This window comes from Methylobacterium guangdongense (assembly GCF_038442355.1).
In the GTDB taxonomy this organism is placed as follows: domain Bacteria; phylum Pseudomonadota; class Alphaproteobacteria; order Rhizobiales; family Beijerinckiaceae; genus Methylobacterium; species Methylobacterium guangdongense.
Genome location: NZ_JBBXMX010000001.1, coordinates 57,931 through 81,464, shown reverse-complemented (window position 1 = coordinate 81,464; position 23,534 = coordinate 57,931). Strand labels below are relative to the sequence as shown.

Here is a 23,534-nt window from a genome sequence, read left to right as displayed (position 1 = left end):
CGACATCCGACGACGCCGCGAGGCGCGCGGTCCCGACACCGGAGGAATACGCTTGAAACGCTCGCGTCGCACGAAGATCGTCGCCACCCTCGGGCCCGCCTCCGATTCGCCCGAGATGATCGAGCGGCTGTTCCGCGCGGGGGTGGACGTGTTCCGGCTCAACATGAGCCATCTCCCCCGGGAGAAGCTGCCCGAGAAGGTCGAGGCGATCCGCACCATCGAGCGGGAGGCCAAGCGCCCGATCGGGATCCTGGTCGATCTGCAGGGGCCGAAGCTGAGGCTCGGCACCTTCGCGGACGGCGCCGTGATGATCGAGGGCGGCGCCAGCTTCGTGCTCGACGGCGATCCGACACCCGGCGACGCCGCGCGCTGCCACCTGCCGCACCCGGAGATTCTGCAGGCCCTGGAGCCCGGCCACGCGATCCTGCTCGACGACGGCAAGCTGCGGCTGTCGGTGGTCGAGACGTCGGAGAACCGGGCGGTGACCCGGGTCGAGGTCGGCGGGCGCATCTCCAACCGCAAGGGCGTGTCGCTGCCGCATACGGTGATCCCGGTGCCGGCCATGACCGACAAGGACCGCGCCGATCTCGATGCCGGCCTCAATGCCGGCGCCGACTGGATCGCGGTGTCCTTCGTCCAGCGGCCCGAGGACGTCGCCGAGGTCAAGAAGGTCTGCGCCGGCCGCGCCCTGGTGATGGCCAAGATCGAGAAGCCGCAGGCGCTGACCCGGCTCGACGAGATCATCGAGATCTCGGATGGCCTGATGGTCGCTCGCGGCGACCTCGGCGTGGAGATGCCGCTGGAGCAGGTCCCGGGCGTTCAGAAGCGCATCACCCGGGGAGCCCGGCGCCACGGCAAGCCGGTCGTGGTCGCGACCCAGATGCTCGAATCGATGATCACGGCGCCGGTCCCGACCCGCGCCGAGGTCTCGGACGTGGCGACCGCCGTCTACGAGGGTGCGGACGCCGTGATGCTCTCGGCCGAAAGCGCCTCGGGGGCGCACCCGATCGCCGCGGTGGAAACCATGAGCCGCATCGCCGAGCAGGTGGAGCGGGACGCGCTCTACTGGTCGATCATCCGCGCCCAGAGCGCGACGCCGGATCATACCGCCAACGACGCGATCGCGGCGGCCGCGCACCAGATGGTGGACGCCCTCGACCTCGACGCCATCATGGCCTGGACGAGTTCCGGCTCGACGGCCCTGCGCCTGTCGCGCGAGCGCCCGAACGCCACGGTGATCGCCCTGACGCCCCGGCGCGAGACCGCGCGCCGCCTCGCGCTCGCCTGGGGAACCCATCCGATCGTCACCAAGGACGCCAGCGACGTGGACGACATGTCGTTCCGCGCCGCCAAGTTCGCGGTCCGCGAGCGCTTTGCGGCGGTGGGGGATCGGGTGATCGTGGTGGCTGGCCTGCCCTTCGGCACGCCCGGGGCGACGAACCTCGTGCGCCTCACCTTCATCACCCGCGAGCACGCCGAGAAGGCGTGAGGTTGCAGCGAACGCGCCGAACACTTTGCAGGGTCGGAGATTCCCCTCTGCCCGCGGGCGGGGAGAGCGCTTCCTGCCCCCTTGTCGGGGCGTGAAGCGAGGCGGCAGCCGAAGGTGAGGGGGAGGTGCCGGAGGAGACTCGCCCGGAATCGACCTTTCACCGCCGCTCCGGCTTCGACTCCGCTTCCCGCACGGTTGGCGAGGTCCGTGCGGCCCTCTCCCAGCGCGCGGGGAGAGGGTGGCCGGCGCGCTCCGTCATAAACGTCCTGCCCGACTTTGCTTCCCCGAGGAGTTGACTCGAATCAGAGCGCCTCAGTGGGCCGCGGGGGTCGCTGTCGCCGCGCTGGCCGCGCCGGCCGACAGCTTGGCGATCTCCTCCGTCACGCGCTCAGATGCCACGTACTGGAGCATGTGGCCGATCCCCGGCAGCAGGATGAGCCGAGCCCCCGGGATCGCCCGCGCGAGCGGCACCGCCTGCTCGGCGCTGCGCACGATCGGATCGGCCTCGCCGGCGATGACCAGGGTGGGCATCCGGATCTCGCCGTAGCGCGGGGCCTGGGCGGCCAACGCCTTCGTCAGGCCGAGCAGGTCCTGCACGTTGGCGAGCAACGTTCCGGGCCGCAGGACCAGCGCCGCCCGGGAGAGTTCCGGGTAATCCGGGCTCTCCGCTTGAGGGGTGAACACCCGGCGGGCCGCCTCCGGCAGGAAGCGCTGCGCCAGGGGCGGCCCGACCGTGCGGCTGAGCAGCCACGCCACCGGCGGCTGCACGGCAAGCCGCCAGTACCAGGGCAGATCGGGCAGCCGGTCCGCCATCGGCATGGCGACGGGGGCCGCCAGGACGAGGGCCGAGACCCGCTCCGGGTGATCGAGGGCGAGCGCCAGAGCGAGTGAACCCGCCCAGGAATGTCCGAACACGATCGCCGGACCGACGCCCATCGTGGCGAGTGCCTCCGCGATCAGGCGGGCCTGCACGGCGGGCGCGGCGGCGTCGGCGCCGGCGATCCGGTCGCTCCAGCCGAAGCCCGGACGATCGAAGGCGATGACGCGGAAGCCCCGGGCGGCGAGACGGCGACCGACGCCCTCCATCGGGTCCGAGGCGTTGGCCGAGGCGCCGTGCAGGAGGACGATCGGAGGGCCATCCGCCGGACCGTCCTGAATCGTGGCCAGGCGGCCGCCGGTCACCGCGACGAACGGGCCGGCCGGCGGGTAGGCGGCGCTCACCCGCGCGGTGATCGCGAGGGTCGCCAGCGCGCCGACGATCAGGACGAGACCCAGAACCGCGAAGGGCAGGGCCGCGAGCGTGAGGAGGACGCCGAGCACCCGGGTCACAGGTCGCGGCCGTCGACCTCCGGCGCGAGGCGGTCGATCGCCTCGCCGATCTTGTCCATCTGCGGGTAGAGCGCCTTGGCCCGGCGGAAGGCCGCCAGCGCCCGTGCCTTGTCGTCCTGTGATTCGTAGATCCGCCCCAGGGCCGCCCAGGCCTCGAAGTGGCGCGGCTCCAGGACCAGCGCACGCTTCAGGTCGCCGATCGCGTCGTCCTTGTCGGTCAGGAGCCAGAACACCGTGGCGCGTCGGTTCCAGCCCTCCGACCAGTTGGGTTCGAGGGCGGTCACCCGGTCCATCAGCTCGGCGGCGAGGGGAAAGTCGTGGGCCGTGACGGCCTGCCGGGCGCGATCGGTCAGAAGATCGACGGTCGGACTCCCGGAACCGGCCAGACGCCGTTCGATGAGCCGCGCGATGCCCTTGGCCTCTGCCGGATCCTCGCTGGCGCGCAGGCGGGCGAACAGATCGTCGAGGCTCGGCGGCTTCGGCGCGGGCTTCGCCTCCGATGCCATCCGGCCGGGGCGATTCGGCTCCGGAGCCGCCTTGGCCGCGGGCGGCGCGGCTGTCAGCGCCGAGAGGCAGACCAGGGCGATGAGGAGGCGGGCCGGCATCATGGAGCCAGAGTGTGCGTCGTCAGCCGACCCGTCAACGTGCCGCGGTGCCGCGCATGCGAAAGCAGCCGCACCCGGGCGGGTACGGCTGCTGTATCCCGGTCGAAGCCGGTCTATCCGATTGGCGTCAGCCCTGGCGGGCCTTGAAGCGCTTCTGGGTCTTGTTGATCACATAGACCCGGCCCTTGCGGCGCACGAGCTGGTTGTCGCGGTGACGGCCGCGCAGGGACTTGAGGGAGTTGCGGATCTTCATCGGTCTCTCGAGCCCGGAGGGCCGTCCATGGATTGGGTGTCGGGAACGTCGTCGCGGGGCAGGACGCGCGCTGGCGCCCAGCGATCACGGCACACGCATCGCGGAATGGCGTCGCCTTATCAGGATTCCCACCGGGAAGGCAAGGCGCAGCCCGGCGCGCCGCTCAGTGAATGAGATCGATCTGTGCCGTTGACGGTGTCCCTACGAGCTGCCGTCCGATCTCGTGCAGCAGGACATCCAGCACGGGCTTGAGTCGATCGAACTCCTGCTGGCGCAGGTTCGCGGCCGCTGATTCGAACAGCATCAGCGCGAGTTCGGCGACCCGATCGATGCCGTCGTTCGCGGTGTCGGTGGCCAAGAAGGCGGCCTCATCGAACATGCCATCTTCGTGGCTCGCCGTGACGTCGATGACGATCCCGCGCGCCTCGCCGACACGATCCCCGGCGCCCCGATTGAAGCGCCCGCGGGCCAGCACCCACCGCACATCGTCCGTCTCGAGGACAGTCCGAAATTGCGCCGCGAAGAGGCCGCCCTGCCGACGAAGGTCCTCGATCAGCGAGCCGATCCTCAGCCGATCCCCCGGATGGATCCGATCGAGCAGTGCCGCGAAGGTACCGCCCCTGTCCCCCCGGGCCCGGGGCACCCCGAGCATCGCCGCCGCGACCGCGTCGCAACGCAGAACCTCGTCGTCGAGATGCCATTCCCAAGTGCCGACATCCGACGCAGCGAGCGCGCGCGCCAAGCTGTCACTGCCCCGTCGCTTCGGCCGTGCGTCGACCCCCACAGGCTCGCTCTCCCATCACGCTTCGAAGGTACTGCCCGAACCCAGGGTTTCCGGCGGAAATACTAGAGGTTTCAAAACGTGACACAACGCAGCGTACGCGAACTTCGCATGCATCGGGCCACGATCATCGCCCTTCAGGCACGGGCGTAGGTTCCGGTCAGCATGCCCTTGGCTGCGACGAGGCCCTTCATCGCGCTCAGGAGTGCGCCGCGGCCGGGATCTTTCGCCAGATCGAGCGTCCGACGCAGGGCGTAGATCTGAAACAGGTACGCGTGCTGGCCGTGACCGCTCGGCGGATCCGGCGGAAGCCAAGCCGTACGCAGGAAGCTGTTCCGGCCGAGCGACACGTCCGCGTCGGGCCGCGAAACGTCGCCTTCGCCGAGCCCGGTCCGGTCGGCGGGGATGTTCCAGGCGATCAGATGGACCAGCGGATGCGGCGTCGGGCTGCCGGCATCCTCGACCAGCAGAACCACGCAGGCGGTGTCCGGTGGCAGGCCGGTCCAGGCGAGCGGCGGCGACATGCCCGCACCATCCGCGGTGAAGCGGGCCGGCATCGCGGCGCCGTCGGCGAAGGCGGGACTGCTCAACGCGAGCGTGACCGGGACATCGGCAAACACCTCGTGGAAGGCCGTTTTCTCGGTGCCGGCCTTCAGACCCGACAGGGCCTCGCCCACAACGCTGGGAATCTTCTCGAGCATCGCCGTCGTCTCCGCCGCGTTGCCAACGGCGAAGGGCGCGCGGGGTTCAGTTCCGTCGTTCGGCTGCGACCATGTAGTTCACCGCCGTATCCCGTCCGGTGCGCCAGCCGTCGGTGAGTGGGTTGTACACGACGCCGACCGTGTCGGTCACCGATAGGCCGCCCGCCCGGATCGCGCCGCCGAACGCGTCCGGCGTCACGAACTTGTCCCAGTCGTGGGTGCCACGCGGCAGCCAGCCGAGCACGTACTCGGCGCCCACGATCGCGAGCGCGAAGGAGCGCATCGTCCGGTTGAGGGTCGCGCCAAACAGCATCCCGCCGGGCTTCACCGCCGCGCAGGCCGTGCGCACAAAGGCCGGCATGTCGGAAACGTGCTCCACCACCTCCATGATCAGCACCGCGTCGAAGCGCTCGCCCGCGGCCACGACCGCCTCGATGGTCTCGCCGCGATAGGTGACCGGCACGCCCGCGGACGCGGCGTGGGCGCGCGCCACGGCGATGTTCTGCTCGGCCGGGTCAAGCCCCGTCACGGTCGCGCCGAGGCGCGCGAGCGGCTCCGACAGCACGCCGCCGCCGCAGCCGACATCGCAGATCGTGAGGCCGTCGAGCGGGAAGGGCGTACGCGGATCGCGCCCGTAATGGCGGCAGAGGGCGTCGCGGATATAGGCGAGCCGCACCGGATTGAATCGGTGCAGCACCCGCATCGGCCCGGCCTCGTCCCACCACGTCGCGGCGAGCGCGTCGAACCGGGCGACCTCGCCGCGGTCGACGAAGCCCCCGCTGCCGCTCTCCGTGGCTGCCCTGTCCATGCGCGTCCCGTCCTCGAAGTACGGGTCGCGCCTTAGCACGACGGGGTCGTCGAAGTCGCCGCGGCGTGCAGGCGCCATCGGGACGCCATGCTTGGCCGGTTGTTGACACCTTACCGAGCCGCTTGTACCCGCCCCACACCCTTCGGACCGGCCGCTCCGGTCCCATCCCCGTCGCCATCGGGAACCCGCGACCGAGAGACCATGCCCCGTCTGGTGATGAAATTCGGCGGCACCTCCGTCGCCAACGTCGATCGCATCCGCAACGTCGCGCGCCACGTCGCCCGCGAGGTGGCGGCCGGCTACGACGTCGCCGTGATCGTCTCGGCCATGTCGGGCAAGACCAACGAGCTGGTCGACTGGGTCAAGGACGCCAACCCGCTCTACGACCCGAAGGAATACGACGCAGTCGTCGCCTCGGGTGAGCTCGTCACCGCCGGCCTCCTGGCGATCGCGCTCCAGAAGGACGGGCTGAAGGCCCGCTCCTGGCAGGGCTGGCAGATCCCGGTCGTGACCTCGGACGCGCATGGCTCGGCCCGCATCGCCGAGATCGACCCGAAGAATCTCGAAGCCGGCTTCGCCAAGGGCGAGGTCGCGGTGATCGCGGGCTTCCAGGGCGTTCACGCCGAGACCGGCCGGGTGACGACGCTGGGCCGCGGCGGCTCCGACACCTCGGCGGTGGCTGTGGCGGCCGCGATCGGCGCCGAGCGCTGCGACATCTATACGGACGTGGACGGGGTCTACACCACGGATCCGCGCATCGTGCCGAAGGCCCGCCGCATGGAGCGGGTCACCTTCGAGGAGATGCTGGAGATGGCCTCGCTCGGGGCCAAGGTGCTGCAGGTGCGCTCGGTGGAGCTCGCCATGGTTCACCGGGTGCCGACGACGGTGCGCTCCTCCTTCGATCCGCCGGACGCCGCGCGACCGGGCACCCTCATCTGCGACGAGGACGACATCGTGGAACAGCAGATCATCACCGGGATCGCCTTCTCCCGGGACGAGGCGCAGATCACCCTGCGTCAGGTCAAGGACAGCCCCGGCGTCGCCGCCGCGATCTTCGGGCCGCTGGCGGATGCCAACATCAACGTCGATATGATCATCCAGACCGTATCGGGCGACCAGTCGACCACCGACATGACCTTCACGGTGCCGTCCGCCGAGTACGAGCGCGCCCGAAAGATCCTCGACGAGGCCCGCACGCAGATCGGCTACGCGCAGATCGAGGGTGCCACCGACGTGGTGAAGGTTTCGGCGATCGGCGTCGGCATGCGCAGCCACGCGGGCGTCGCCGCCAAGGCGTTCCGGGCGCTCGCCGAGAAGGGAATCAACATCCGCGCGATCACCACGTCGGAGATCAAGTTCTCCGTGCTGATCGAGGCCGCCTACACGGAGCTTGCCGTGCGCACGCTCCACTCGCTATACGGCCTGGATCAGGCCTGAGCCTGGGACGACGCCGTTTCGATCAGGGCGCGTGGTGTGACCTGAACAGACGCGGACCGTTTCGCCGATCCCAGCGCGTGTCTGGAGCGTGCGGCACGGTCCATCCGGCGCAGACCGTCCCGATCTTGGCGCCAAGGTTGCAGGGTGGTCGACGCCAAGGCCGCTCACCGACACTGGAACGACGAACCGATGCCCGCTGCGCCCGGAGGCCCGCGCCTGCTGCTGCGCCGCCTCCGCGAAGCGATGGCGGAGCCGGTCAGCCCCCAGGCACGCCTCGACCGCATCGTCGTCCTGATCGCCGCCAACGTGGTGGCGGAGGTCTGCTCGGTCTACGTGCTGCGCGATGACAACACGTTGGAGTTGTTCGCCACCGAGGGCCTGAACCGCGAGGCGGTCCACCAGACCCGCATGCGCGCCGACGAGGGCCTCGTCGGCCTTATCGCCCGCACGGCCGAACCGCTCTCCCTCTCCGACGCCCAGAACCACCCGGCCTTCTCGTACCGCCCGGAGACGGGCGAAGAGGCCTATCACGCCTTCCTGGGCGTGCCGCTGCTGCGCGCCGGCAACACGCTCGGCGTGCTGACCGTTCAGAACAAGACCTACCGGGTCTATTCCGAGGAGGAGATCGAGGCGCTCCAGACCACCGCCATGGTGCTCTCGGAGATGATCGCGTCGGGCGAGCTGGAGGGCTTGGCCCCGGATGCCGGCACGGCCGCCCGTCGCCCGGTCCTGTCGCGGGGCATCGCCCTCGCGGACGGCATCGGCCTCGGCTACGTCGTGCTGCACGAGCCCCGCGTCGTCGTGAAGACGCTGATCGCCGAGAACGTCGAGCGCGAGGTCGCCCGCCTCGACGAGGCGATCGAGGAGGTGCGCTCGGCGATCGACGCCCTGGTGGAGCGCGGCGACCGGATCGGGACGGCGGAATCCCGCGAGGTGCTGGAGACCGTCCGGATGTTCGCCCACGACAAGGGCTGGCTCCGGCGCATGCGCGAGGCCGTGGCCTCCGGCCTCACCGCCGAGGCGGCCGTCGAGCGGGTCCAGTCGGACAACCGCGCCAAGATGATGCGCCAGTCCGATCCGTATCTGCGCGAGCGGCTGCACGATCTCGACGACCTCGCCAACCGGCTGCTGCGCGCGCTGATCGGCCCCGAGGCGGCCGGCGTGCTGGTGCTGCCCGAGAACGCCATCCTGGTGGCCCGGACCATGGGGCCGGCGGCGCTGCTCGACTACGAGGCTTCGACCCTGCGCGGCATCGTGCTGGAGGAGGGCGGCCCGACCAGCCACGTGGCGATCGTGGCCCGGGCGCTGGGGATCCCGGCGGTGGGCGAAGTCGAGAACGCCACCGCGCTGTGCGATGCGGGCGATGCCATCATCGTCGACGGCGTGGCCGGCGAGATCCATGTCCGCCCCGGCCCCGAGGTCGAGGCCGCCTATGCCGAGATGGTGCGGCTGCGCGCCCGCCGTCAGGAGCAGTACCGGGCTCTGCGCGACGTGCCCGCCCGGACCCGCGACGGGGTGCGGGTCGGCCTGCATCTGAATGCCGGGCTGCTGGTCGATTTCAGCCACCTGCAGGAGACCGGTGCCGAGGGCGTCGGGCTGTTCCGCACCGAGCTGCAGTTCATGGTGGCGCAGCGCATGCCGTCGGCGGACGAGCAGCAGGAACTCTACCGGAAGGTATTCGCCGCCTCGAAGGGCAAGCCCGTGACGGTGCGCACCCTCGATATCGGCGGGGACAAGATCCTGCCCTACATGGCCAAGCTCGAGGAGGAGAACCCGGCTCTGGGCTGGCGGGCGATCCGGATCGGCCTCGACCGGCCGGCGCTGCTGCGCATGCAGCTCCGTGCGCTCCTCAAGGCCGCCAACGGCGACCCGTTGAAGATCATGTTCCCGATGGTCGCCACCGTGGACGAGTTCGTCCGCGCCCGCGGCATCGTCGAGCGCGAGAAGACCTATCTCAAGCGTCACGGCTACGCGCTTCCGACTGAGTGCCGGCTCGGCGCGATGATCGAGGTACCCTCGCTCCTGTTCCAGATCGACGAGATCGCCCGGGAGGCGGACTTCCTGTCGGTCGGCTCGAACGACCTGATGCAGTTCCTGTTCGCGGTCGACCGCGAGAATCGCCGGGTGGCCAACCGGTTCGATCCGCTCAGCGTTGCGGCGCTCCGGGCTTTCCGGCTGATCGCCGAGCGATCGAACGCCGCCGGCTGCCCGGTGACAGTCTGCGGCGAGATCGGCGGGCGGCCCCTCGACGCGATGGCGCTGATCGGCTTGGGCTACCGGGACCTGTCGATGTCGCCGGCCGCGATCGGCCCGGTCAAGGCGATGGTGCTGAGCCTCAACGCTCGCGCGGTCGCCGACCTCATCGACACCGAGATGGCGCGGATGCACGATGGCGATTCGCTGCGCCCGGCGCTCACCGCCTTCGCGCAGGCCCACGGTGTTCCTATCTAGAGTCTCAACCCTTGCCGGATATCCGGCCGGGGTTGTACGGCAACGCTACGACGCTCTCGGGCGGCGCGCCGCGATGTCCGTTCTCGAACGGGAGACGCGCGGGGGAGGACCGGACGCCGGGTCTCGAACCTGCGGACCACACCCCTTCCGCGTCCGAGACGGGATTCGCGCCCCCGCCGGGACGCCGCGCACAGAGCTCCAGAAACACGGGCGATGATTCCCTTTCCCACCGAGCGCCTCGACGCCATCCTGGCGCGGCACGATATCGTCACCGCGCAGCTCGCCTCGGGCGAGGGCGATCCGGACACCGTGGTCCAGCTCTCGCGGGAGCTGTCGGACCTCGATCCGGTCGTGGCGTCGATCCGCCACTATCGGGCGTCCCTGGAGAACCTCGCGGGCGTCGAGGCCCTGATCGACGAGCCGGGCACGGACTCCGAGATGCGGGCACTCGCCGCCGAGGAGAAGCCGGAGGCGCAGGCGGCGTTGGAGGCGGCGCATCGCGACCTGCAGCTCCTGCTGTTGCCCAAGGATGCGGCCGACGAGAAGAGCGCCATCCTGGAAGTCCGCGCCGGCACCGGCGGCGACGAGGCGGCGCTCTTCGCCGGCGACCTGTTCCGGATGTACGCCAAGTACGCCGAGTCGAAGGGCTGGCGGGTCGAAGTGATCTCGGAGAGCGAGGGCACGGTCGGCGGCTTCCGCGAAGTCGTGGCCGAGGTGAAGGGCCGGGGCGTGTTCGCGCGTCTGAAATTCGAGAGCGGCGCCCACCGGGTGCAGCGCGTACCCGACACCGAGACACAGGGGCGGATCCACACGTCGGCCGCCACCGTGGCGGTGCTGCCCGAGGCCGAGGAGGTCGACATCCACGTCAACGACGCGGATCTGAAGATCGACACGATGCGCGCCCAGGGCGCGGGCGGCCAGCACGTGAACAAGACGGAATCGGCGATCCGCATCACGCACCTGCCGACCGGCATCGTGGTGTTCGTCCAGGAAGAGCGCTCGCAGCACAAGAATCGGGCCCGCGCCATGGCGCTGCTGCGCGCCCGGCTCTACGAGGCGGAGCGGAATGCCAAGGATTCCGCCCGGGCGGCCGACCGCAAGGCGCAGGTCGGGTCGGGCGATCGCAGCGAGCGGATCCGGACCTACAACTTCCCACAGGGCCGCGTGACCGACCACCGGATCAACCTGACCCTCTACAAGCTGGAGGAGGTGATGGCCGGCACCGCCCTCGACGAGGTGGTGGACGCCCTCATCACCGAGCATCAGGCCGAACTCCTGGCCGCCGAGGGCATGGCCTGAGCGGCACCGCGATGACCGGATCGAGCCGGGGCCTGACCCGCCGCGCGGCCCTGCGGCACTGCAGGACCGCGTTGGAGACCGCCGATCCCGGCGACGCGGCGGGCGATGCCCGTTTCCTGCTGCTGGGGGTCTTGGGGCTCGAGAATCGCGATCTGCTCGTCGAGGGCGATCGCCCCTTGGATGACGGCGAAGCGGTCGCCCTGGATGCCGCCCTGGCGCGGCGTCTTGCCGGCGAGCCGGTGGCCCGCATCCTGGGCGCCTGGGAGTTCTGGGGCCTGCCGATCCGGCTCGCGCCCGAGACTCTGGTCCCGCGGCCGGATACCGAGATCCTGGTCGAGGCTGCGCTCGCCAGCGTCTCCGACCGCAGTGCACCGCTGCGGTGCTTGGATCTGGGCACGGGTTCGGGCTGTATCCTGGCGGCCCTCCTCAGCGAGTTGCCCCGGGCCTATGGGATCGGGCTCGACCGTTCAGCCGCCGCCCTCGCGATGGCCCGTCACAATCTCGCGGCGAACGGTTTCGGCGGGCGATCGGCCTTCGCGGTGGGAGACTGGTGCGACGCGATGCGCGGGACCGCTGACCAGACCTTCGATCTCGTGGTGTCGAACCCGCCCTACATCGTGCGCGACGTCATCCCGACGTTGCACCGGGAGGTGCGAATGCACGATCCGCTGGCGGCCCTCGACGGCGGGGCCGACGGCCTCGACGCCTACAGGCGCATCCTCGACGGGGTCCGAACGGGGAACCTGCTGGCGCACGCCGGCGTGCTCGCAGTCGAGATCGGTTACGATCAGGCGGCGTCGGTGCGCAGCCTGGCCGCCGCAGCGGGCTTCGTGGATCGTGGCCTGACCCGCGATCTGGCGGGCCATGACCGCGTGCTGTCCTTCGGTCTTCCCAAAGGCCATGGTGATCCCCACCTGAGGATCGATCGCCACTAGACGCCGGGTCGAGCGCGTCGCATTCGGGCGCGGCCCGGCGCTCCTATTGGCTGGCTCTCCTGGACGGACTCTTTGGCCGCAACGCAGCCCATCTCGGCAGAGGGTGATCGCATCGAAAAAATGCTTGTTGCGCGAGCCGGGGAACGCTAGTGTTGGCTTGAAGATCGCGAACGGTTCGTTAAGACGGACATCGCTATGGTCGGTGACGACCACAGGTCGCCGATGGGTTCGCCGATCCCCAAACCGTTGGACCAGAGCGCGCGTGACGGCGCGGCGGTTTGACAGCACTCGAACCTGACAATCAGCCGGTTTCCGGCGCCCGGCTTGGGCGCGCGAGGCGAGGGATGGTCAGACAGACGCGAAGGTCGCTGAGCGGCCGCACGCGCGGCGCCACCGGGTGCGCTTGACCGGTTCGCGTCTTGAAATGCCGATCGGGCGCTTCCGAAGACAGTCGTTTGCGTGAACGAGGGTCATTACAGACCGATGAGACCAAACCAGAATCGACGGATGCGCGGCCGGAATCGGCCGAAAGGTCCGAACCCGCTGACGCGTTCGTACGAATCCAACGGTCCCGACGTCAAAATCCGCGGCACCGCTCAGCACATCGCCGACAAGTACGCCCAGCTCGCGCGCGACGCGTTGGCGGCGGGTGATCCGGTCGCGGCCGAGAACTATTTCCAGCACGGCGAGCACTACTTCCGGATCGTTTCGGGCGCCCAGGAACAGACGCGTCCGGCCAATACCGGCGGTTACGCGAGCCGTCCCTACGACGACGAGATGGACGAGGGCGACGAGGACGGTCAGGGCAACGGCGCGTCGCCGAACGGCCATGGCTACAACGGTTACGACGACGGCGATCCGGCCCAGCAGCCGCAGCCCTACGATAACCGCGGCGACCTGAATCAGGACGGGCGCCAGAACCGGGACCGGTTCCAGAACCGCGACCAGCGCCGCTTCGACAACAACGGCCGCCAGGATTACCGCCGGCAGGATCAGCCGCGCCAGGACTACCAGCGGCAGGATTACCAGCGCCCGGACTACCGGCAGGAGCGACAGGCCAACCGTCAGGACCGGCAGGATTACGGCCGGCAGGACGCGCGCCAGGAAAACCGGCAGGAGACCCGGCCAGAGAACCGCCCGGATAGCCGGCAGGACTATCGACAGGAGCGCACGGACAACCGGAACGAGGGGTTCCAGGAAAACCGTCCGGAGAGCCGCCAGGACACGCGCGTCGATCAGGGCCGCTACGACAACGGCCGCGGTGAGCCGATGCGCGCCGAGCCGCGTCCCGAGACCCGGCAGGAGCCGCGTTCGGAGGCCCGTCCGGAGCGCGCGCCCCGCAGCGAGTCGACCCGGTCGGAAGCCGCGCCCCGCCGCGAACGCCGCCGCGAAGCCACGCCGGTTGCCGCCGAGGATCCGACCGGCCTGCCGGCCTTCCTGATGGCCCCCGCCCGTCCCGTTCCGGCGGCCGAGCCGCCGGCGGCCCCGGAGCCGGAAGCGACCGCTGCCGAGGAGGCCCCGGCCGCCAAGCCGCGCCGCCGGCGCCGCCCGCGCTTCGAGAGCGTGGCCGAAGAGGGTGAGGCGCGCACGTCTTCGGACGACGCATCCACCGAGTGATCTGACGAGACGCGCAATCAGCGCTTCAAGGACCGTCCCGGGCAACCGGGGCGGTCTTTTCGGTTTTGATCGTCAATCTCAAGCGGCGCGCCAATCTGGCCAGGAATGGCCCCGCTGAATCAACCGACGGCGCCGGTCGATCTCACCGGAGAATGCGATCTCGTCGCGCCGTACGAGGTCGATCAGCAACGGCGCCCAGGCGACCGGCATCGCGGTCGCGCTCAGTCCTCGTCCGGGCTGGTCGTGCCGGCGGATAACCCGCGATACCCGGTCGCCAGCACGTAGAGTTCGCTGGAATCGGCGCGGCTCGCCGCGGGTTTCACGTGGCGGACGGTGGCGAAGTCGCGCTTCAGATCGGTCAGCAGCGCCCCTTCGGTGCCGCCCTGCAGCACCTTGGCGAGGTAGGCGCCGCCCGGCCCCAGTACCTCGCGCGCGAATTCCGCAGCCGTCTCGGCGAGGCCGATGATGCGCAGATGATCGGTCTTCTTGTGGCCGGTGGCGTTGGCCGCCATGTCGGACATCACGAGATCGGCCGGGCCGCCGAGCAGCGCGACGAGCTTGGCGGGTGCTTCCGGATCCAGGAAGTCCAGCGTGATGAACTCGACGCCGACCATCGGCTCGATCTCCAGCAGGTCGATGCCGACGACCTTGCCGGAGGGCCCTACGATGCGCGCCGCGACCTGCGACCAGCCGCCCGGTGCGGCGCCGAGGTCGACGATCCGCTGGCCGGGCCGCAGCAGCTTGTAGCGCTCGTCGATCTCGATGAGCTTGTAGGCCGCGCGGGACCGGTAGCCCTCGCGCTTGGCCCGGGCCACGTAGGGATCATTGAGCTGGCGCTCCAGCCAGCGCTTCTGCGACAGGGTTCGTCCGCGGCCGGTCTTGACCCGCTGCTTCAGCTCCCCACGCACGCCACCGCCGGAACTCGCGCCGCCGCGCCGGTCGCTCATCGCGTCGCCTCCAACGGCGATACCCTCATCGGACCGCCTTCCGGTTCCAGACCCCGTCCTCCCGCATCATGTTCATCAGCAGACCCTCGCGCAGGCCCCGGTCGGCGATCCGCAAGCGATCGGACGGGAAGGCCCGGCGGATCGCCTCAAGGATCGCGCAGCCGGCGAGCACGAGGTCGGCCCGGTCGCGGCCGATGCAGGGGTTGTCGGCCCGCTGCTCAAGGCGCGTATCGAGCAGGTCGTCGATGGCGGTCGTGACGGACTCATCGCTCATCCACAGGCCGTCGACGCGCCGCCGCTCGTAGCGCGCAAGGCGCAGATGCATCGCCGCGATGGTCGTGACGGTGCCGGAGGTGCCGAGCAGATGGAAATGCGGTGCCGTCGCGGCCGAAGCCGCACGGATCGCGAAGGGCGACAGCTTCTCGGCCACTTCCTCGACCATCCCCTCGAACATGCGCCGCGTGACCTCAGCGCCGCCATGGCGCTCGGCGAGGGTCACCACGCCCACGGGAAGCGAATCCCAGGCCCGGATCCGCAGCGTCGGGTCGGTCGATGGGTTGGCGGCCTCGCCGTCGAGCCACGCGATCTCCGTCGACCCGCCTCCGATATCGAAGATCACGACCGATTCGGCGAGCGGGTCGGCGAGCGCGGCGCAGCCGGTGACCGCGAGATAGGCTTCGGTCTGGCGATCGACGATCTCGAGATCGAGGCCTACCCCCCGCCGGACCCGCTCGACGAAGGCCGCCCCGTTCACGGCGAGCCGGCATGCCTCGGTGGCGATCACCTTGGCCCGCTGAACGCCGCGGGCCTGCATCTTCGACCGGCAGATGCGCAGGGCCTCGACGGTTCGCTCGATCGCCGCATCGTTCAGCCGGTCGGAGGTGCCGAGGCCCTCGCCGAGCCGGACGATCCGCGAGAACGCGTCGATCACCCGAAAGCCACTGAAGGTCGGCTCGGCGATCAGCAGGCGGCAATTGTTGGTGCCGAGGTCCAGTGCCCCGTAGGCGGGGCGACGGCGCTCGCGGCCCGTCAGGGAACCCGGCGTTTGGTGCGGCCCTGCGCCGATCTGGATTCGGGACGGCGCGGCCGCGGCGGTCTCGTCCCTCATCGGCGCGGCCGTCGATCCTTCGGGTCGGCCGGGAGCGCTGCGCTCGGCCTGAATGGAAATGTGACCCTACAGGCTCGGCAGGGAACTGCAACGTCCGATCGCAGCCATGCTCAGGCGACCGCTTTCATCATTCCGGCCCGGCGCGGAATAGGGCGCAAGAGACTTTTCACCTGCGAGTAAGGGCGGGGACGGTTGATGACTTCATCCAGGCGCGACCACAGGGTCTTGGGCGAGAACGGCTTGGCGATGATCTCGTTGACGCCGAGCGCCACCGCGCGATCCACCACGTTCCGGCGGGGCTGGGCCAGCATCAGGATGATCGGGATGGTCGGGCAGGGCGAGGTCGTCGGTGTGCGCGCCAGCCGGATGAACTCTTCACCCGAAAGGATCGAGAGATCCCAGTCGATGATACTGATATCCGGCTTGCTCTCCGCGAGGACGCCGAGCGCCTCCGCGCCATCCGGCGCCTCCAGCACGCGCTTGATGCCGACGCGCATCAGCATGTCGCGCACGATTCGGCGGATGTAGAGGCTCTCGTCGACGACGAGGGCCGAGAGGTCGGGGAAGGTCGGGGTCGCGATCATGGCCGGTCGCAGTGCGGGACGCGACACCCCTCCTAGCCGGGTACCGTTTGCGCTTCGCTAACGCGTTCTCGCGCATGTGAAAGATTATGCAGGGCCGCTACCGTCGCCTGCGTTGTTTACCGCAAGAAAGTAACGAAACGGGCGCCTTTGAGCCAACAAGGTCCTTGCGGTCAAGGCCCGATTGCGTCAGGACTGGGGCGTTATTCTTGGTTACCGCGACCTGGGGTAATGATAGTGCGGGGCGTGGGCTGTCTGGGATGGCGCGCACGCGGTATTCGAGACAAGGGCGGCGGACGGTTTTTGCGAGCTTTCTATGGGACGTGGTCGTGATTTCAGAGGGCCGCAGAAGCGCGGCTTCGACGAGAGTGGCGAGCCGAGATGGCCTGACCAGGCTCCCCCCAGCGGCGGATACGGCGGCGGGTACGGCGGTGGCGGTGGCGGCGGCGGGTTCGGTGGCGGCGGTGGCGGCTACGGTGGCGGCGGCGGCGGTTTCGACCGCGGCCCGTCCCGCGGTGCGGCACCGGTTGCAACCGGGCCCGAGCGGGATGCCACGGTCAAGTGGTTCAACAAGGAGAAGGGCTTCGGCTTCGTCGAGCTGGGTGATGGTGGGGGCGACGCCTTCCTTCACATCCGGGCCGTCGAAGCGGCGGGCCACGCTGATCTCATGCCGGGAACCCGCCTGACGGTGACCACGGCACAGGGTCAGAAGGGCCCGCAGGTCACCAGCGTCACGAGCGTCGATACGTCCACGGCTGAAGCACCGGCACCGCGCCGCGAGTTCCGTCCGCGCACCGGCGGCTACGGCGGGGCCAGCGGCGGCGGCGGCTTTGGTGGCGGCGGTGGCGGTGGTTACGGTGGTGCCGGCGGCGGCGGCGGCGGTGGCCGCTTCGCCAGCGGTCCCTCCGTGGAGATGACCGGCACCGTGAAGTGGTACGACCCGGCCAAGGGTTTCGGCTTCGTCTCGGTGAATGACGGTGGAAAGGACGTGTTCGTCCACCGCTCGGCCCTGTCCCGCGCCGGCCTCGACTCGCTGGCCGAAGGTCAGCAGGTCACCCTCGGCGTCGTCGAGGGCCAGAAGGGCCGCGAGGCTTCGAGCATCAACGTCGAAGACTGAGAGTGTCGCGGCGGCTCTGCCGCCGCGATCTACTTCGTGAGAGGAGAGCGGTGGTTCCGATCGGAGCCGCCGCTCGCTTCGTTTCCGGGTTCGCCCTTCGAGTCCGCCATGCGCCGCAAACTGCTCCTGATGCTTCTGCTCGCCTTCGCCAGCGAGGCACAGGCCGGGGACTTCACCGGCTTCTACGCCGGGATCAACGCCGGCTACGCCCGGGGACACGAGCGCGACCGGATCACGCACGAGTCGCGGCCCCTCGGGATTGAGGCCGGATCCGATCTGCCGCCCAGCGCGCGGGACGCGGCCCTGGCCCTGCGCCGATCCGAGGCGGCCCGCCCTGCCTCGCCATCCGGGCGCTGACGAGTGTTGCCGCCTGCGGAAAACGACGCTTCAGCGCTCTTAAGCGGCCCCGAACCCCTCACGCACGAATCGCCTGCCCAACCCCGCTCATGTTGAGGCGGCCTCGTCAGCGGGCCTCGGAGGAGGGCTCCAGGGATCGCGGTGACTTCCGAAGGGCTCCTTCGAGGCCTCCGCTGCGCTCCGGCACCTCAAGATGAGGGGGAGGTTTGGGGTCAGCCGATGACACCGCCCCGGCAGGCCCACACGACTTGCGATCCGGCCAGTTCAAAACCGTTCTAAGTCGTTCTCGCCTCACTGGAATCGTTCTCGAACATAGCCGTTGCGTCACCCCGCAGGCCGCGGTTAGGTCGCGCCATGGGTTCACGGATACGCGAGGGGGCGCCATGAGCGCCGGTCCGGTTGGCGCGCGGACGGGCTCGATGCGCGCGTACCGTCTAGCAGTGGCCGGACGTGTGCTCATGGCCGGCATCGGCGGCTATGCCGTGGCCGCGCTGGCGAGTGCTTTGCTGGCCCTGATCCTGCCCGGCGCCAGGGCCGAGGCCGTTTCGGCCGCCCTGGTGGCGAGCTTCGCCATCATGGCCGCGGCGGTGGTCTGGGTCTTTGCCGCACCGACGCTCGGGCGCGCCGCCCTGGGACTCGGGTTCGCTACCGCCGTGCTGATTGCCGCCCTGTGGTTGGCGGGAGCCTTCCAGCCCGGGGGGGCGGCATGAGCCGACCCAGGAGCTTCCGCCAGTCGATGGCGTGGCTGCACACGTGGTCCGGCCTCGTGGTCGGCTGGGTGCTGTTCGCGATCTTCGTGACCGGCACGGCTAGCTACTACCGAACCGAGGTCTCACACTGGATGCGGCCGGAACTGACGGACGCGCAGGCTGATCCGGTCGCCGCAGCGACCCGCGCGGGTGCCTTCCTCCAACGAACGATGCCCGACGCCGCAGGATGGTCCGTCATGCTGCCGAGTGCCGGCAGCCCGGCCGTTACCGTCTACTGGTGGCGAAGCTTTGCCGGTCCCTTCCATCACGCGTTGCTCGATCCTGTGACGGGTGAGCGCGCGGCGGTCCGCGATACGCAGGGCGGCGACTTCCTCTATCGCTTCCATTACGAATTGAACCTGCCGCCGATGTGGGGACGCTGGATCGTTTCCGCCTGTGCGATGATCCTGTTGATCGCGCTCATCTCCGGCATCGTGACCCATCGGCGGATCTTCGTCGATTTCTTCACCTTCCGCCGGGACCGGTCGGCGCAGCGCGGCTGGCTCGACGCCCACAACGTCATGGGGGTTCTGGCGCTGCCGTTTCACCTGATGATCGTCTATACGGGCCTCGTGACGCTCTCGGCGATGCTGATGCCCTGGGCGGTGAAGGCGGCCTATCACGGCGATCTCCTGCGGTATTACGCCGATGCCGGCATCATGGTCGCGGGTCGCCCGCCGGCCGGCCACCCGGGCCCGGCGATGCCCCTCGGCGAGATCGTGGCGCGGGCGATGGCCGCCACCGGCGAGACGCCCGAACTCGTCATGGTCTCGAATCCGGGCGACGCGGCCGCGAGCGTGACCGCCTATTTCGAGGAGCCCCCCGGCCTCGCCCATCTTCATCCCCAGATCGCCTACGACGCAGCGACGGGCGCGGAACTCGGACGTGTCGGCGAGGCCGGCGCGGCCACGCGAACCGGTGCCGTCATGGTGGGTCTCCACGAGGCGCATTTCGCGGCCGCCCCCTTGCGGTTCCTGTTCTTCCTTTGCGGGCTCATGGGGGCCGCCACGGTGGCGACGGGACTCGTGCTCTGGAGCGTCGCCCGGGCGCCGAAGAACGCCGCGCCGGAGGGGCTCGGCCTGCACCTCGTCCGCATCCTCAATCTCGGCACCATCGCCGGGCTCCCCGCGGGCCTTGCGGCCTATTTCCTCGCCAACCGGCTGCTTCCGGTCCCGCTGGACGCACGGGCGGAGTGGGAGATTGGCGCCTTCTTCGCGGTCTGGGTGCTGGCGGCCCTGGCCTCAGCGCTCTACCCGAGACCGCTCGCGTGGCCAATGGCCCTGGCGGTGCCGGGCCTCGCGTTCCTTGCGATCCCGGGGGTCGATGCCCTGACGGTGGGTGAGGTCCGTTTCGTCGGCTTCGATCTCGCGATGGCGGCTGTCGGCCTGCTGCTGCTCGGCGCGGCGCGGCTTGCGGGCCGGCGCGCCCTGGCGCGTTATCCGGTCCGGACCCGCCTGCACGGGACGGCTGAAGCGTGACCGTGCCGGCGCTCATCCTGAGCCTGTTGCTGGCCTTTTCGGGCTTCTCCGCCCTGGCCCTGAGCCTCGATCGGCATCACCGCGCGGTGTTCCGATCGCCGGTATCCCAGGCGCGGATCGGAAGCCTGCGCGCGGCCGGCTGGTCGGGCCTCGGCTTGTCCTTCGCGGCGGCAGTCACCTTCGCGGGGTGGAGTTTCGGACCGGTCCAGTGGATCGGCGCGCTGACCGGCGCGGCCCTCGCCGTCGTCGCCTTGATCGCCTATCGGCCGACATCGCTTCGGGCCGCCGCCCTGGCGGCGCTTCCGCTCGCCGCCCTGACGCTGCCGCTCGCCCTCATGCGGTGACCGGCAGGCCGCGCCCAGGGCAGGCCGTCGACGGTCCGCCAACGGACGGAAGGCGCAGCGCCTTCTGCAGAGACAACGTAGGTTCAGCGTTGAGACATCGCGGGTTTCGACCGTTCGAAACACGGGCACCAGTGTCCCCTCGCGGTCCTGTCCGGATCGGCGTAGGATCTCCGCACTCGCGCACTGGCCAAAAGTCCACCTTGATTCGACAGGCCAAAAGCCATTGGCTGTGACCATAGCGGAACCGGACCTGGCCGGACGAAACGGCCGCCCGAGCACGCGCTAAAGCCCAAGAGCCGCGGTTCGCGAGGCCGGGGCCAGTGGAGGGAACAAAGCGATGAACAAGCCGGAATTTCTCGGCGACTCCAAGGTGAAGTCGCCCTTCTCGGCCCGCTACGAGAACTTCATCGGTGGCCAGTGGGTCGCCCCCGCGGCCGGCCGCTACTTCGAGAACACCTCGCCGATCACCGGCAAGGTGATCTGCGAGGTCGCCCGCTCCGACGCGCAGGACGTCGAGAAGGCGCTGGACGCCGCCCACGCCGCCAAGGAGACCTGGGGCCGCACCGCACCGGCCGAGCGTGCCCGGATCCTTCTGAAGATGGCCGACCGGATGGAGGAGAACCTCGATCTCCTCGCGCTCGCCGAGACCTGGGACAACGGCAAGCCGATCCGCGAGACGACCCACGCCGACATCCCGCTGGCGATCGACCATTTCCGCTACTTCGCCGGCTGCGTGCGGGCGCAGGAGGGTTCGATCTCCGAGATCGACCACGACACGGTCGCCTACCACTTCCACGAGCCGCTGGGCGTCGTCGGCCAGATCATCCCGTGGAACTTCCCGATCCTGATGGCGGTGTGGAAGCTCGCCCCGGCGCTCGCCGCCGGCAACTGCGTGGTCCTGAAGCCCGCCGAGCAGACCCCGGCCTCCGTGCTGGTGCTGATGGAGATCATCGGCGACCTGCTGCCGCCGGGCGTCCTCAACGTGATCAACGGCTTCGGCCTCGAGGCCGGCAAGCCGCTGGCCTCCTCGCCGCGGATCGCCAAGATCGCCTTCACGGGTGAGACGACCACCGGCCGCCTCATCATGCAGTACGCTTCGCAGAACCTGATCCCGGTGACGCTGGAGCTGGGCGGCAAGTCGCCGAACATCTTCTTCTCGGACGTGGCGAACGAGGACGACGACTTCTTCGACAAGGCCCTCGAAGGCTTCACGATGTTCGCCCTGAACCAGGGCGAGGTCTGCACCTGCCCGAGCCGCGCGCTCGTCCACGAGTCGATCTACGATCGCTTCATGGAGCGGGCGGTGAAGCGCGTCGAGGCGATCACCCAGGGCTCGCCGCTGGATCCGGCCACGATGATCGGCGCCCAGGCCTCGGGCGAGCAGATGGAGAAGATTCTCTCCTACATCGACATCGGCAAGCAGGAGGGGGCGCAGCTGCTCACCGGCGGCGAGCGCAACGTGAAGGACGGCGAGTTCGCCGAGGGCTTCTACGTGAAGCCGACGGTGTTCCGCGGCCACAACAAGATGCGCATCTTCCAGGAGGAGATCTTCGGGCCGGTCCTGTCGGTCACGACCTTCAAGGACGATGCCGAGGCGCTCTCCATCGCCAACGACACGCTCTACGGCCTCGGCGCCGGCATCTGGACCCGCGACGGGACCCGCGCCTACCGCTTCGGCCGGGCGATCCAGGCCGGCCGCGTCTGGACGAACTGCTATCACGCCTATCCGGCCCATGCGGCCTTCGGTGGCTACAAGCAGTCCGGCATCGGCCGCGAGACGCACAAGATGATGCTCGATCACTACCAGCAGACCAAGAACATGCTGGTCAGCTACTCGGCCAAGAAGCTCGGTTTCTTCTGAGCTTCTGCCCGGGTTAACCCCCCGAGACAACTTCAGCCCCGGCCGCAAGGCCGGGGCTTTTTCAAAGGCGGCGGTCAGCGCTTCAGGCAGGATGCGGCGATCGCGGCGGAGGTGCGGTCATGCAGGCTGATGGTGCGGTCCGCCACCGGCTGACGGACCTCCTCGCCCTGATTGGCCTCGGCCTTCTCGAGTTCCCAGAGCCGCGCTGTCACCGCGCCATCGGCGTAGCAGGCGCAGAACGACGCCCGGTCGGCGATCACGGCATCGGGCGGCGCGACCCAATCCGGGTGATTGAGGCACGTGCGCAGTTCCGCCTCCCGCGCGGGGGCGTTGACATCCTCGCGCGCCAGGGCGGGCCCAATCGCCAGGGCAACGGAAAGCGGGATGACGAGCAGGCGGCTCAATAGACGCCGTACCCGAAGCCCTCGTAGGGCACATTGGCGATGGAGCCGGGCGGCATGGGCCCGGCATCGGCACTGACGCTCGGGACATCGTCGGGCGGACCATCCCAGCCGACGACGCCCATCGGGTTGTCGGAGGTGACGTTCGGGTTCCCGGCGACGTGCCAGGCATGCTGGAGGAACAGCGGCTGGGTCCGGGGCTGGACCCGCAGCGTCAGCGGATCGGCGCCGGCCGGGCCCGCCGACGCGATGGCCACGATCAGGGTGAGGCAGGAAACGGCTTTGCGTCGGGTCATGGTCTCGATCAGCCCGCAGGGCTCTCCGGAGCCCCCGGTGGGGGCGTTCTCGGCGGGCAACGCGGCAGCGATCGGTCTGGCACCAGCTTGACCGGTCCGTTGACGCAAATGTGGAACTTGAAAGCCGCGCACGCATATCAACACCGACACCGGGGAGGACAGCATGAGCCTGGACGCGACGATTGAAGCCACGACCGCGGAGCAGGTCGGCGCCGACGGCACGCCGCTGCGGGTCACCGCGACTCCGAAGGCCCTGCACCTGATCGACGAACTCCGCGCCGAGTACGGCCCCGTGATGTTCCACCAGTCGGGCGGCTGCTGCGACGGCTCCTCGCCGATGTGCTACCCGGTGGGCGACTTCCTCGTCGGCGACGGCGACGTGCATCTCGGCCAGGTCGGCGGCGCGGATTTCTTCATCAGCCGGTCGCAGTTCGATGTCTGGAAGCACACCCACCTGATCCTCGACGTGGTGCCCGGGCGCGGCGGCATGTTCTCGCTTGAGAATGGGCGCGAGAAGCGCTTCCATATCCGCTCCCGCCTGTTCTCGGACGCCGAGAATCGTGCCCTGGAAGGCGCCTGCAAGCTCTGAG

24 protein-coding genes are annotated in these 23,534 nt (G+C 69.7%); 13 read left to right on the top strand and 11 right to left on the bottom strand.

What is annotated here, in order from left to right; genetic code table 11:
- Positions 1–52: 52 nt before the first annotated feature.
- Positions 53–1,489, top strand: a complete 1,437-nt coding sequence (gene pyk, locus AAHG09_RS00385) for a pyruvate kinase (protein WP_342104379.1) — start codon at positions 53–55, stop codon at positions 1,487–1,489.
- A 312-nt stretch (positions 1,490–1,801) separates the two neighbouring features.
- Here the strand turns inward: pyk and AAHG09_RS00380 are convergent, their stop codons facing one another.
- The 6 genes from AAHG09_RS00380 to ubiG form a co-directional block, all read right to left on the bottom strand.
- Positions 1,802–2,818, bottom strand: coding sequence for an alpha/beta hydrolase (locus AAHG09_RS00380; protein ID WP_342104377.1), 1,017 nt, complete (start codon positions 2,816–2,818; stop codon positions 1,802–1,804).
- Entirely contained in the window at positions 2,815–3,426 is a 612-nt protein-coding gene (locus tag AAHG09_RS00375) for a tetratricopeptide repeat protein (RefSeq protein ID WP_342104375.1), read from the bottom strand. Before AAHG09_RS00375 ends, AAHG09_RS00380 begins: the two co-directional genes overlap by 4 nt.
- A 124-nt stretch (positions 3,427–3,550) precedes the next feature.
- A complete protein-coding gene (ykgO, locus tag AAHG09_RS00370) occupies positions 3,551–3,676 on the bottom strand; it encodes a type B 50S ribosomal protein L36 (RefSeq protein ID WP_003601867.1) in 126 nt (41 codons plus the stop codon).
- 163 nt (positions 3,677–3,839) lie between these two features.
- A complete protein-coding gene (locus tag AAHG09_RS00365; RefSeq protein ID WP_342104372.1) occupies positions 3,840–4,418 on the bottom strand; it encodes a PAS domain-containing protein in 579 nt (192 codons plus the stop codon).
- 176 nt (positions 4,419–4,594) lie between these two features.
- Entirely contained in the window at positions 4,595–5,158 is a 564-nt protein-coding gene (locus AAHG09_RS00360; RefSeq protein WP_342104370.1) for a YbhB/YbcL family Raf kinase inhibitor-like protein, read from the bottom strand.
- A 46-nt stretch (positions 5,159–5,204) separates the two neighbouring features.
- Positions 5,205–5,966 (bottom strand): bifunctional 2-polyprenyl-6-hydroxyphenol methylase/3-demethylubiquinol 3-O-methyltransferase UbiG, encoded by a 762-nt coding sequence (ubiG, locus tag AAHG09_RS00355; RefSeq protein ID WP_342105435.1) that lies wholly within the window; start codon positions 5,964–5,966, stop codon positions 5,205–5,207.
- A 201-nt stretch (positions 5,967–6,167) separates the two neighbouring features.
- Here ubiG and AAHG09_RS00350 point away from each other — a divergent pair, with 201 nt between their 5' ends.
- The 5 genes from AAHG09_RS00350 to AAHG09_RS00330 all read left to right on the top strand — a co-directional run bounded on the left by AAHG09_RS00350 (position 6,168) and on the right by AAHG09_RS00330 (position 13,705).
- Positions 6,168–7,403, top strand: coding sequence for an aspartate kinase (locus AAHG09_RS00350; RefSeq protein WP_342104368.1), 1,236 nt, complete (start codon positions 6,168–6,170; stop codon positions 7,401–7,403).
- Positions 7,404–7,592: 189 nt separating this feature from the next.
- On the top strand, positions 7,593–9,854 hold the full coding sequence (gene ptsP / locus AAHG09_RS00345; protein WP_342104366.1) for a phosphoenolpyruvate--protein phosphotransferase: 2,262 nt from the start codon (positions 7,593–7,595) through the stop codon (positions 9,852–9,854).
- A gap of 213 nt (positions 9,855–10,067) precedes the next feature.
- On the top strand, positions 10,068–11,153 hold the full coding sequence (gene prfA / locus AAHG09_RS00340) for a peptide chain release factor 1 (RefSeq protein ID WP_342104364.1): 1,086 nt from the start codon (positions 10,068–10,070) through the stop codon (positions 11,151–11,153).
- Between the two features lie 11 nt (positions 11,154–11,164).
- Positions 11,165–12,088, top strand: coding sequence for a peptide chain release factor N(5)-glutamine methyltransferase (prmC, locus tag AAHG09_RS00335; protein ID WP_342104362.1), 924 nt, complete (start codon positions 11,165–11,167; stop codon positions 12,086–12,088).
- 507 nt (positions 12,089–12,595) lie between these two features.
- Complete coding sequence (locus AAHG09_RS00330) at positions 12,596–13,705, top strand: DUF4167 domain-containing protein (RefSeq protein ID WP_342104360.1); 1,110 nt, start codon at positions 12,596–12,598, stop codon at positions 13,703–13,705.
- Positions 13,706–13,926: 221 nt separating this feature from the next.
- Here AAHG09_RS00330 and AAHG09_RS00325 read toward each other — a convergent pair whose 3' ends face one another.
- The 3 genes from AAHG09_RS00325 to AAHG09_RS00315 form a co-directional block, all read right to left on the bottom strand.
- Complete coding sequence (locus tag AAHG09_RS00325; RefSeq protein WP_342104358.1) at positions 13,927–14,652, bottom strand: RlmE family RNA methyltransferase; 726 nt, start codon at positions 14,650–14,652, stop codon at positions 13,927–13,929.
- A 25-nt stretch (positions 14,653–14,677) separates the two neighbouring features.
- Positions 14,678–15,760: a Ppx/GppA phosphatase family protein gene (locus tag AAHG09_RS00320; RefSeq protein ID WP_342104356.1), complete on the bottom strand. Its 1,083-nt coding sequence runs from the start codon at positions 15,758–15,760 to the stop codon at positions 14,678–14,680.
- Positions 15,761–15,870: 110 nt separating this feature from the next.
- Complete coding sequence (locus AAHG09_RS00315; protein ID WP_160535872.1) at positions 15,871–16,344, bottom strand: response regulator; 474 nt, start codon at positions 16,342–16,344, stop codon at positions 15,871–15,873.
- Positions 16,345–16,657: 313 nt separating this feature from the next.
- On the opposite strand from AAHG09_RS00315, the gene AAHG09_RS00310 reads away from it, so the two are divergent.
- The 6 genes from AAHG09_RS00310 to adh all read left to right on the top strand — a co-directional run bounded on the left by AAHG09_RS00310 (position 16,658) and on the right by adh (position 22,247).
- Complete coding sequence (locus AAHG09_RS00310; RefSeq protein WP_342104352.1) at positions 16,658–17,458, top strand: cold-shock protein; 801 nt, start codon at positions 16,658–16,660, stop codon at positions 17,456–17,458.
- 108 nt (positions 17,459–17,566) lie between these two features.
- A complete protein-coding gene (locus tag AAHG09_RS00305; RefSeq protein WP_342104350.1) occupies positions 17,567–17,815 on the top strand; it encodes a hypothetical protein in 249 nt (82 codons plus the stop codon).
- A 383-nt stretch (positions 17,816–18,198) separates the two neighbouring features.
- A complete protein-coding gene (locus AAHG09_RS00300) occupies positions 18,199–18,525 on the top strand; it encodes an iron transporter (protein WP_342104348.1) in 327 nt (108 codons plus the stop codon).
- Positions 18,522–20,042, top strand: coding sequence for a PepSY-associated TM helix domain-containing protein (locus AAHG09_RS00295; protein ID WP_342104346.1), 1,521 nt, complete (start codon positions 18,522–18,524; stop codon positions 20,040–20,042). The genes AAHG09_RS00300 and AAHG09_RS00295 overlap by 4 nt, the downstream gene beginning before the upstream one ends.
- Complete coding sequence (locus AAHG09_RS00290) at positions 20,039–20,386, top strand: DUF3325 domain-containing protein (RefSeq protein WP_342104344.1); 348 nt, start codon at positions 20,039–20,041, stop codon at positions 20,384–20,386. Before AAHG09_RS00295 ends, AAHG09_RS00290 begins: the two co-directional genes overlap by 4 nt.
- A gap of 337 nt (positions 20,387–20,723) precedes the next feature.
- Positions 20,724–22,247, top strand: a complete 1,524-nt coding sequence (adh, locus tag AAHG09_RS00285) for an aldehyde dehydrogenase (protein ID WP_342104342.1) — start codon at positions 20,724–20,726, stop codon at positions 22,245–22,247.
- A gap of 74 nt (positions 22,248–22,321) precedes the next feature.
- Here the strand turns inward: adh and AAHG09_RS00280 are convergent, their stop codons facing one another.
- Both AAHG09_RS00280 and AAHG09_RS00275 read right to left on the bottom strand, forming a co-directional pair.
- The gene (locus tag AAHG09_RS00280; RefSeq protein ID WP_342104340.1) at positions 22,322–22,651 is read right to left on the bottom strand and encodes a hypothetical protein; all 330 of its coding nucleotides are present in this window, start codon (positions 22,649–22,651) and stop codon (positions 22,322–22,324) included.
- A complete protein-coding gene (locus tag AAHG09_RS00275) occupies positions 22,648–22,944 on the bottom strand; it encodes a hypothetical protein (protein ID WP_342104339.1) in 297 nt (98 codons plus the stop codon). The genes AAHG09_RS00280 and AAHG09_RS00275 overlap by 4 nt, the downstream gene beginning before the upstream one ends.
- A 163-nt stretch (positions 22,945–23,107) precedes the next feature.
- Here AAHG09_RS00275 and AAHG09_RS00270 point away from each other — a divergent pair, with 163 nt between their 5' ends.
- Positions 23,108–23,533, top strand: a complete 426-nt coding sequence (locus AAHG09_RS00270) for a DUF779 domain-containing protein (protein WP_342104337.1) — start codon at positions 23,108–23,110, stop codon at positions 23,531–23,533.
- Position 23,534 lies beyond the last annotated feature (1 nt).

Coding starts and splice junctions, on each gene's coding strand:
- AAHG09_RS00375 (WP_342104375.1), bottom strand. CDS start 3,426: ATGATGCCGGCCCGCCTCCTCATCGCCCTGGTCTGCCTCTCGGCGCTG.
- ykgO (WP_003601867.1), bottom strand. CDS start 3,676: ATGAAGATCCGCAACTCCCTCAAGTCCCTGCGCGGCCGTCACCGCGAC.
- AAHG09_RS00360 (WP_342104370.1), bottom strand. CDS start 5,158: ATGCTCGAGAAGATTCCCAGCGTTGTGGGCGAGGCCCTGTCGGGTCTG.
- ubiG (WP_342105435.1), bottom strand. CDS start 5,966: ATGGACAGGGCAGCCACGGAGAGCGGCAGCGGGGGCTTCGTCGACCGC.
- AAHG09_RS00350 (WP_342104368.1), top strand. CDS start 6,168: ATGCCCCGTCTGGTGATGAAATTCGGCGGCACCTCCGTCGCCAACGTC.
- ptsP (WP_342104366.1), top strand. CDS start 7,593: ATGCCCGCTGCGCCCGGAGGCCCGCGCCTGCTGCTGCGCCGCCTCCGC.
- prfA (WP_342104364.1), top strand. CDS start 10,068: ATGATTCCCTTTCCCACCGAGCGCCTCGACGCCATCCTGGCGCGGCAC.
- prmC (WP_342104362.1), top strand. CDS start 11,165: ATGACCGGATCGAGCCGGGGCCTGACCCGCCGCGCGGCCCTGCGGCAC.
- AAHG09_RS00330 (WP_342104360.1), top strand. CDS start 12,596: ATGCGCGGCCGGAATCGGCCGAAAGGTCCGAACCCGCTGACGCGTTCG.
- AAHG09_RS00325 (WP_342104358.1), bottom strand. CDS start 14,652: ATGAGCGACCGGCGCGGCGGCGCGAGTTCCGGCGGTGGCGTGCGTGGG.
- AAHG09_RS00320 (WP_342104356.1), bottom strand. CDS start 15,760: ATGAGGGACGAGACCGCCGCGGCCGCGCCGTCCCGAATCCAGATCGGC.
- AAHG09_RS00315 (WP_160535872.1), bottom strand. CDS start 16,344: ATGATCGCGACCCCGACCTTCCCCGACCTCTCGGCCCTCGTCGTCGAC.
- AAHG09_RS00310 (WP_342104352.1), top strand. CDS start 16,658: ATGGGACGTGGTCGTGATTTCAGAGGGCCGCAGAAGCGCGGCTTCGAC.
- AAHG09_RS00305 (WP_342104350.1), top strand. CDS start 17,567: ATGCGCCGCAAACTGCTCCTGATGCTTCTGCTCGCCTTCGCCAGCGAG.
- AAHG09_RS00300 (WP_342104348.1), top strand. CDS start 18,199: ATGAGCGCCGGTCCGGTTGGCGCGCGGACGGGCTCGATGCGCGCGTAC.
- AAHG09_RS00295 (WP_342104346.1), top strand. CDS start 18,522: ATGAGCCGACCCAGGAGCTTCCGCCAGTCGATGGCGTGGCTGCACACG.
- adh (WP_342104342.1), top strand. CDS start 20,724: ATGAACAAGCCGGAATTTCTCGGCGACTCCAAGGTGAAGTCGCCCTTC.
- AAHG09_RS00275 (WP_342104339.1), bottom strand. CDS start 22,944: ATGACCCGACGCAAAGCCGTTTCCTGCCTCACCCTGATCGTGGCCATC.
- AAHG09_RS00270 (WP_342104337.1), top strand. CDS start 23,108: ATGAGCCTGGACGCGACGATTGAAGCCACGACCGCGGAGCAGGTCGGC.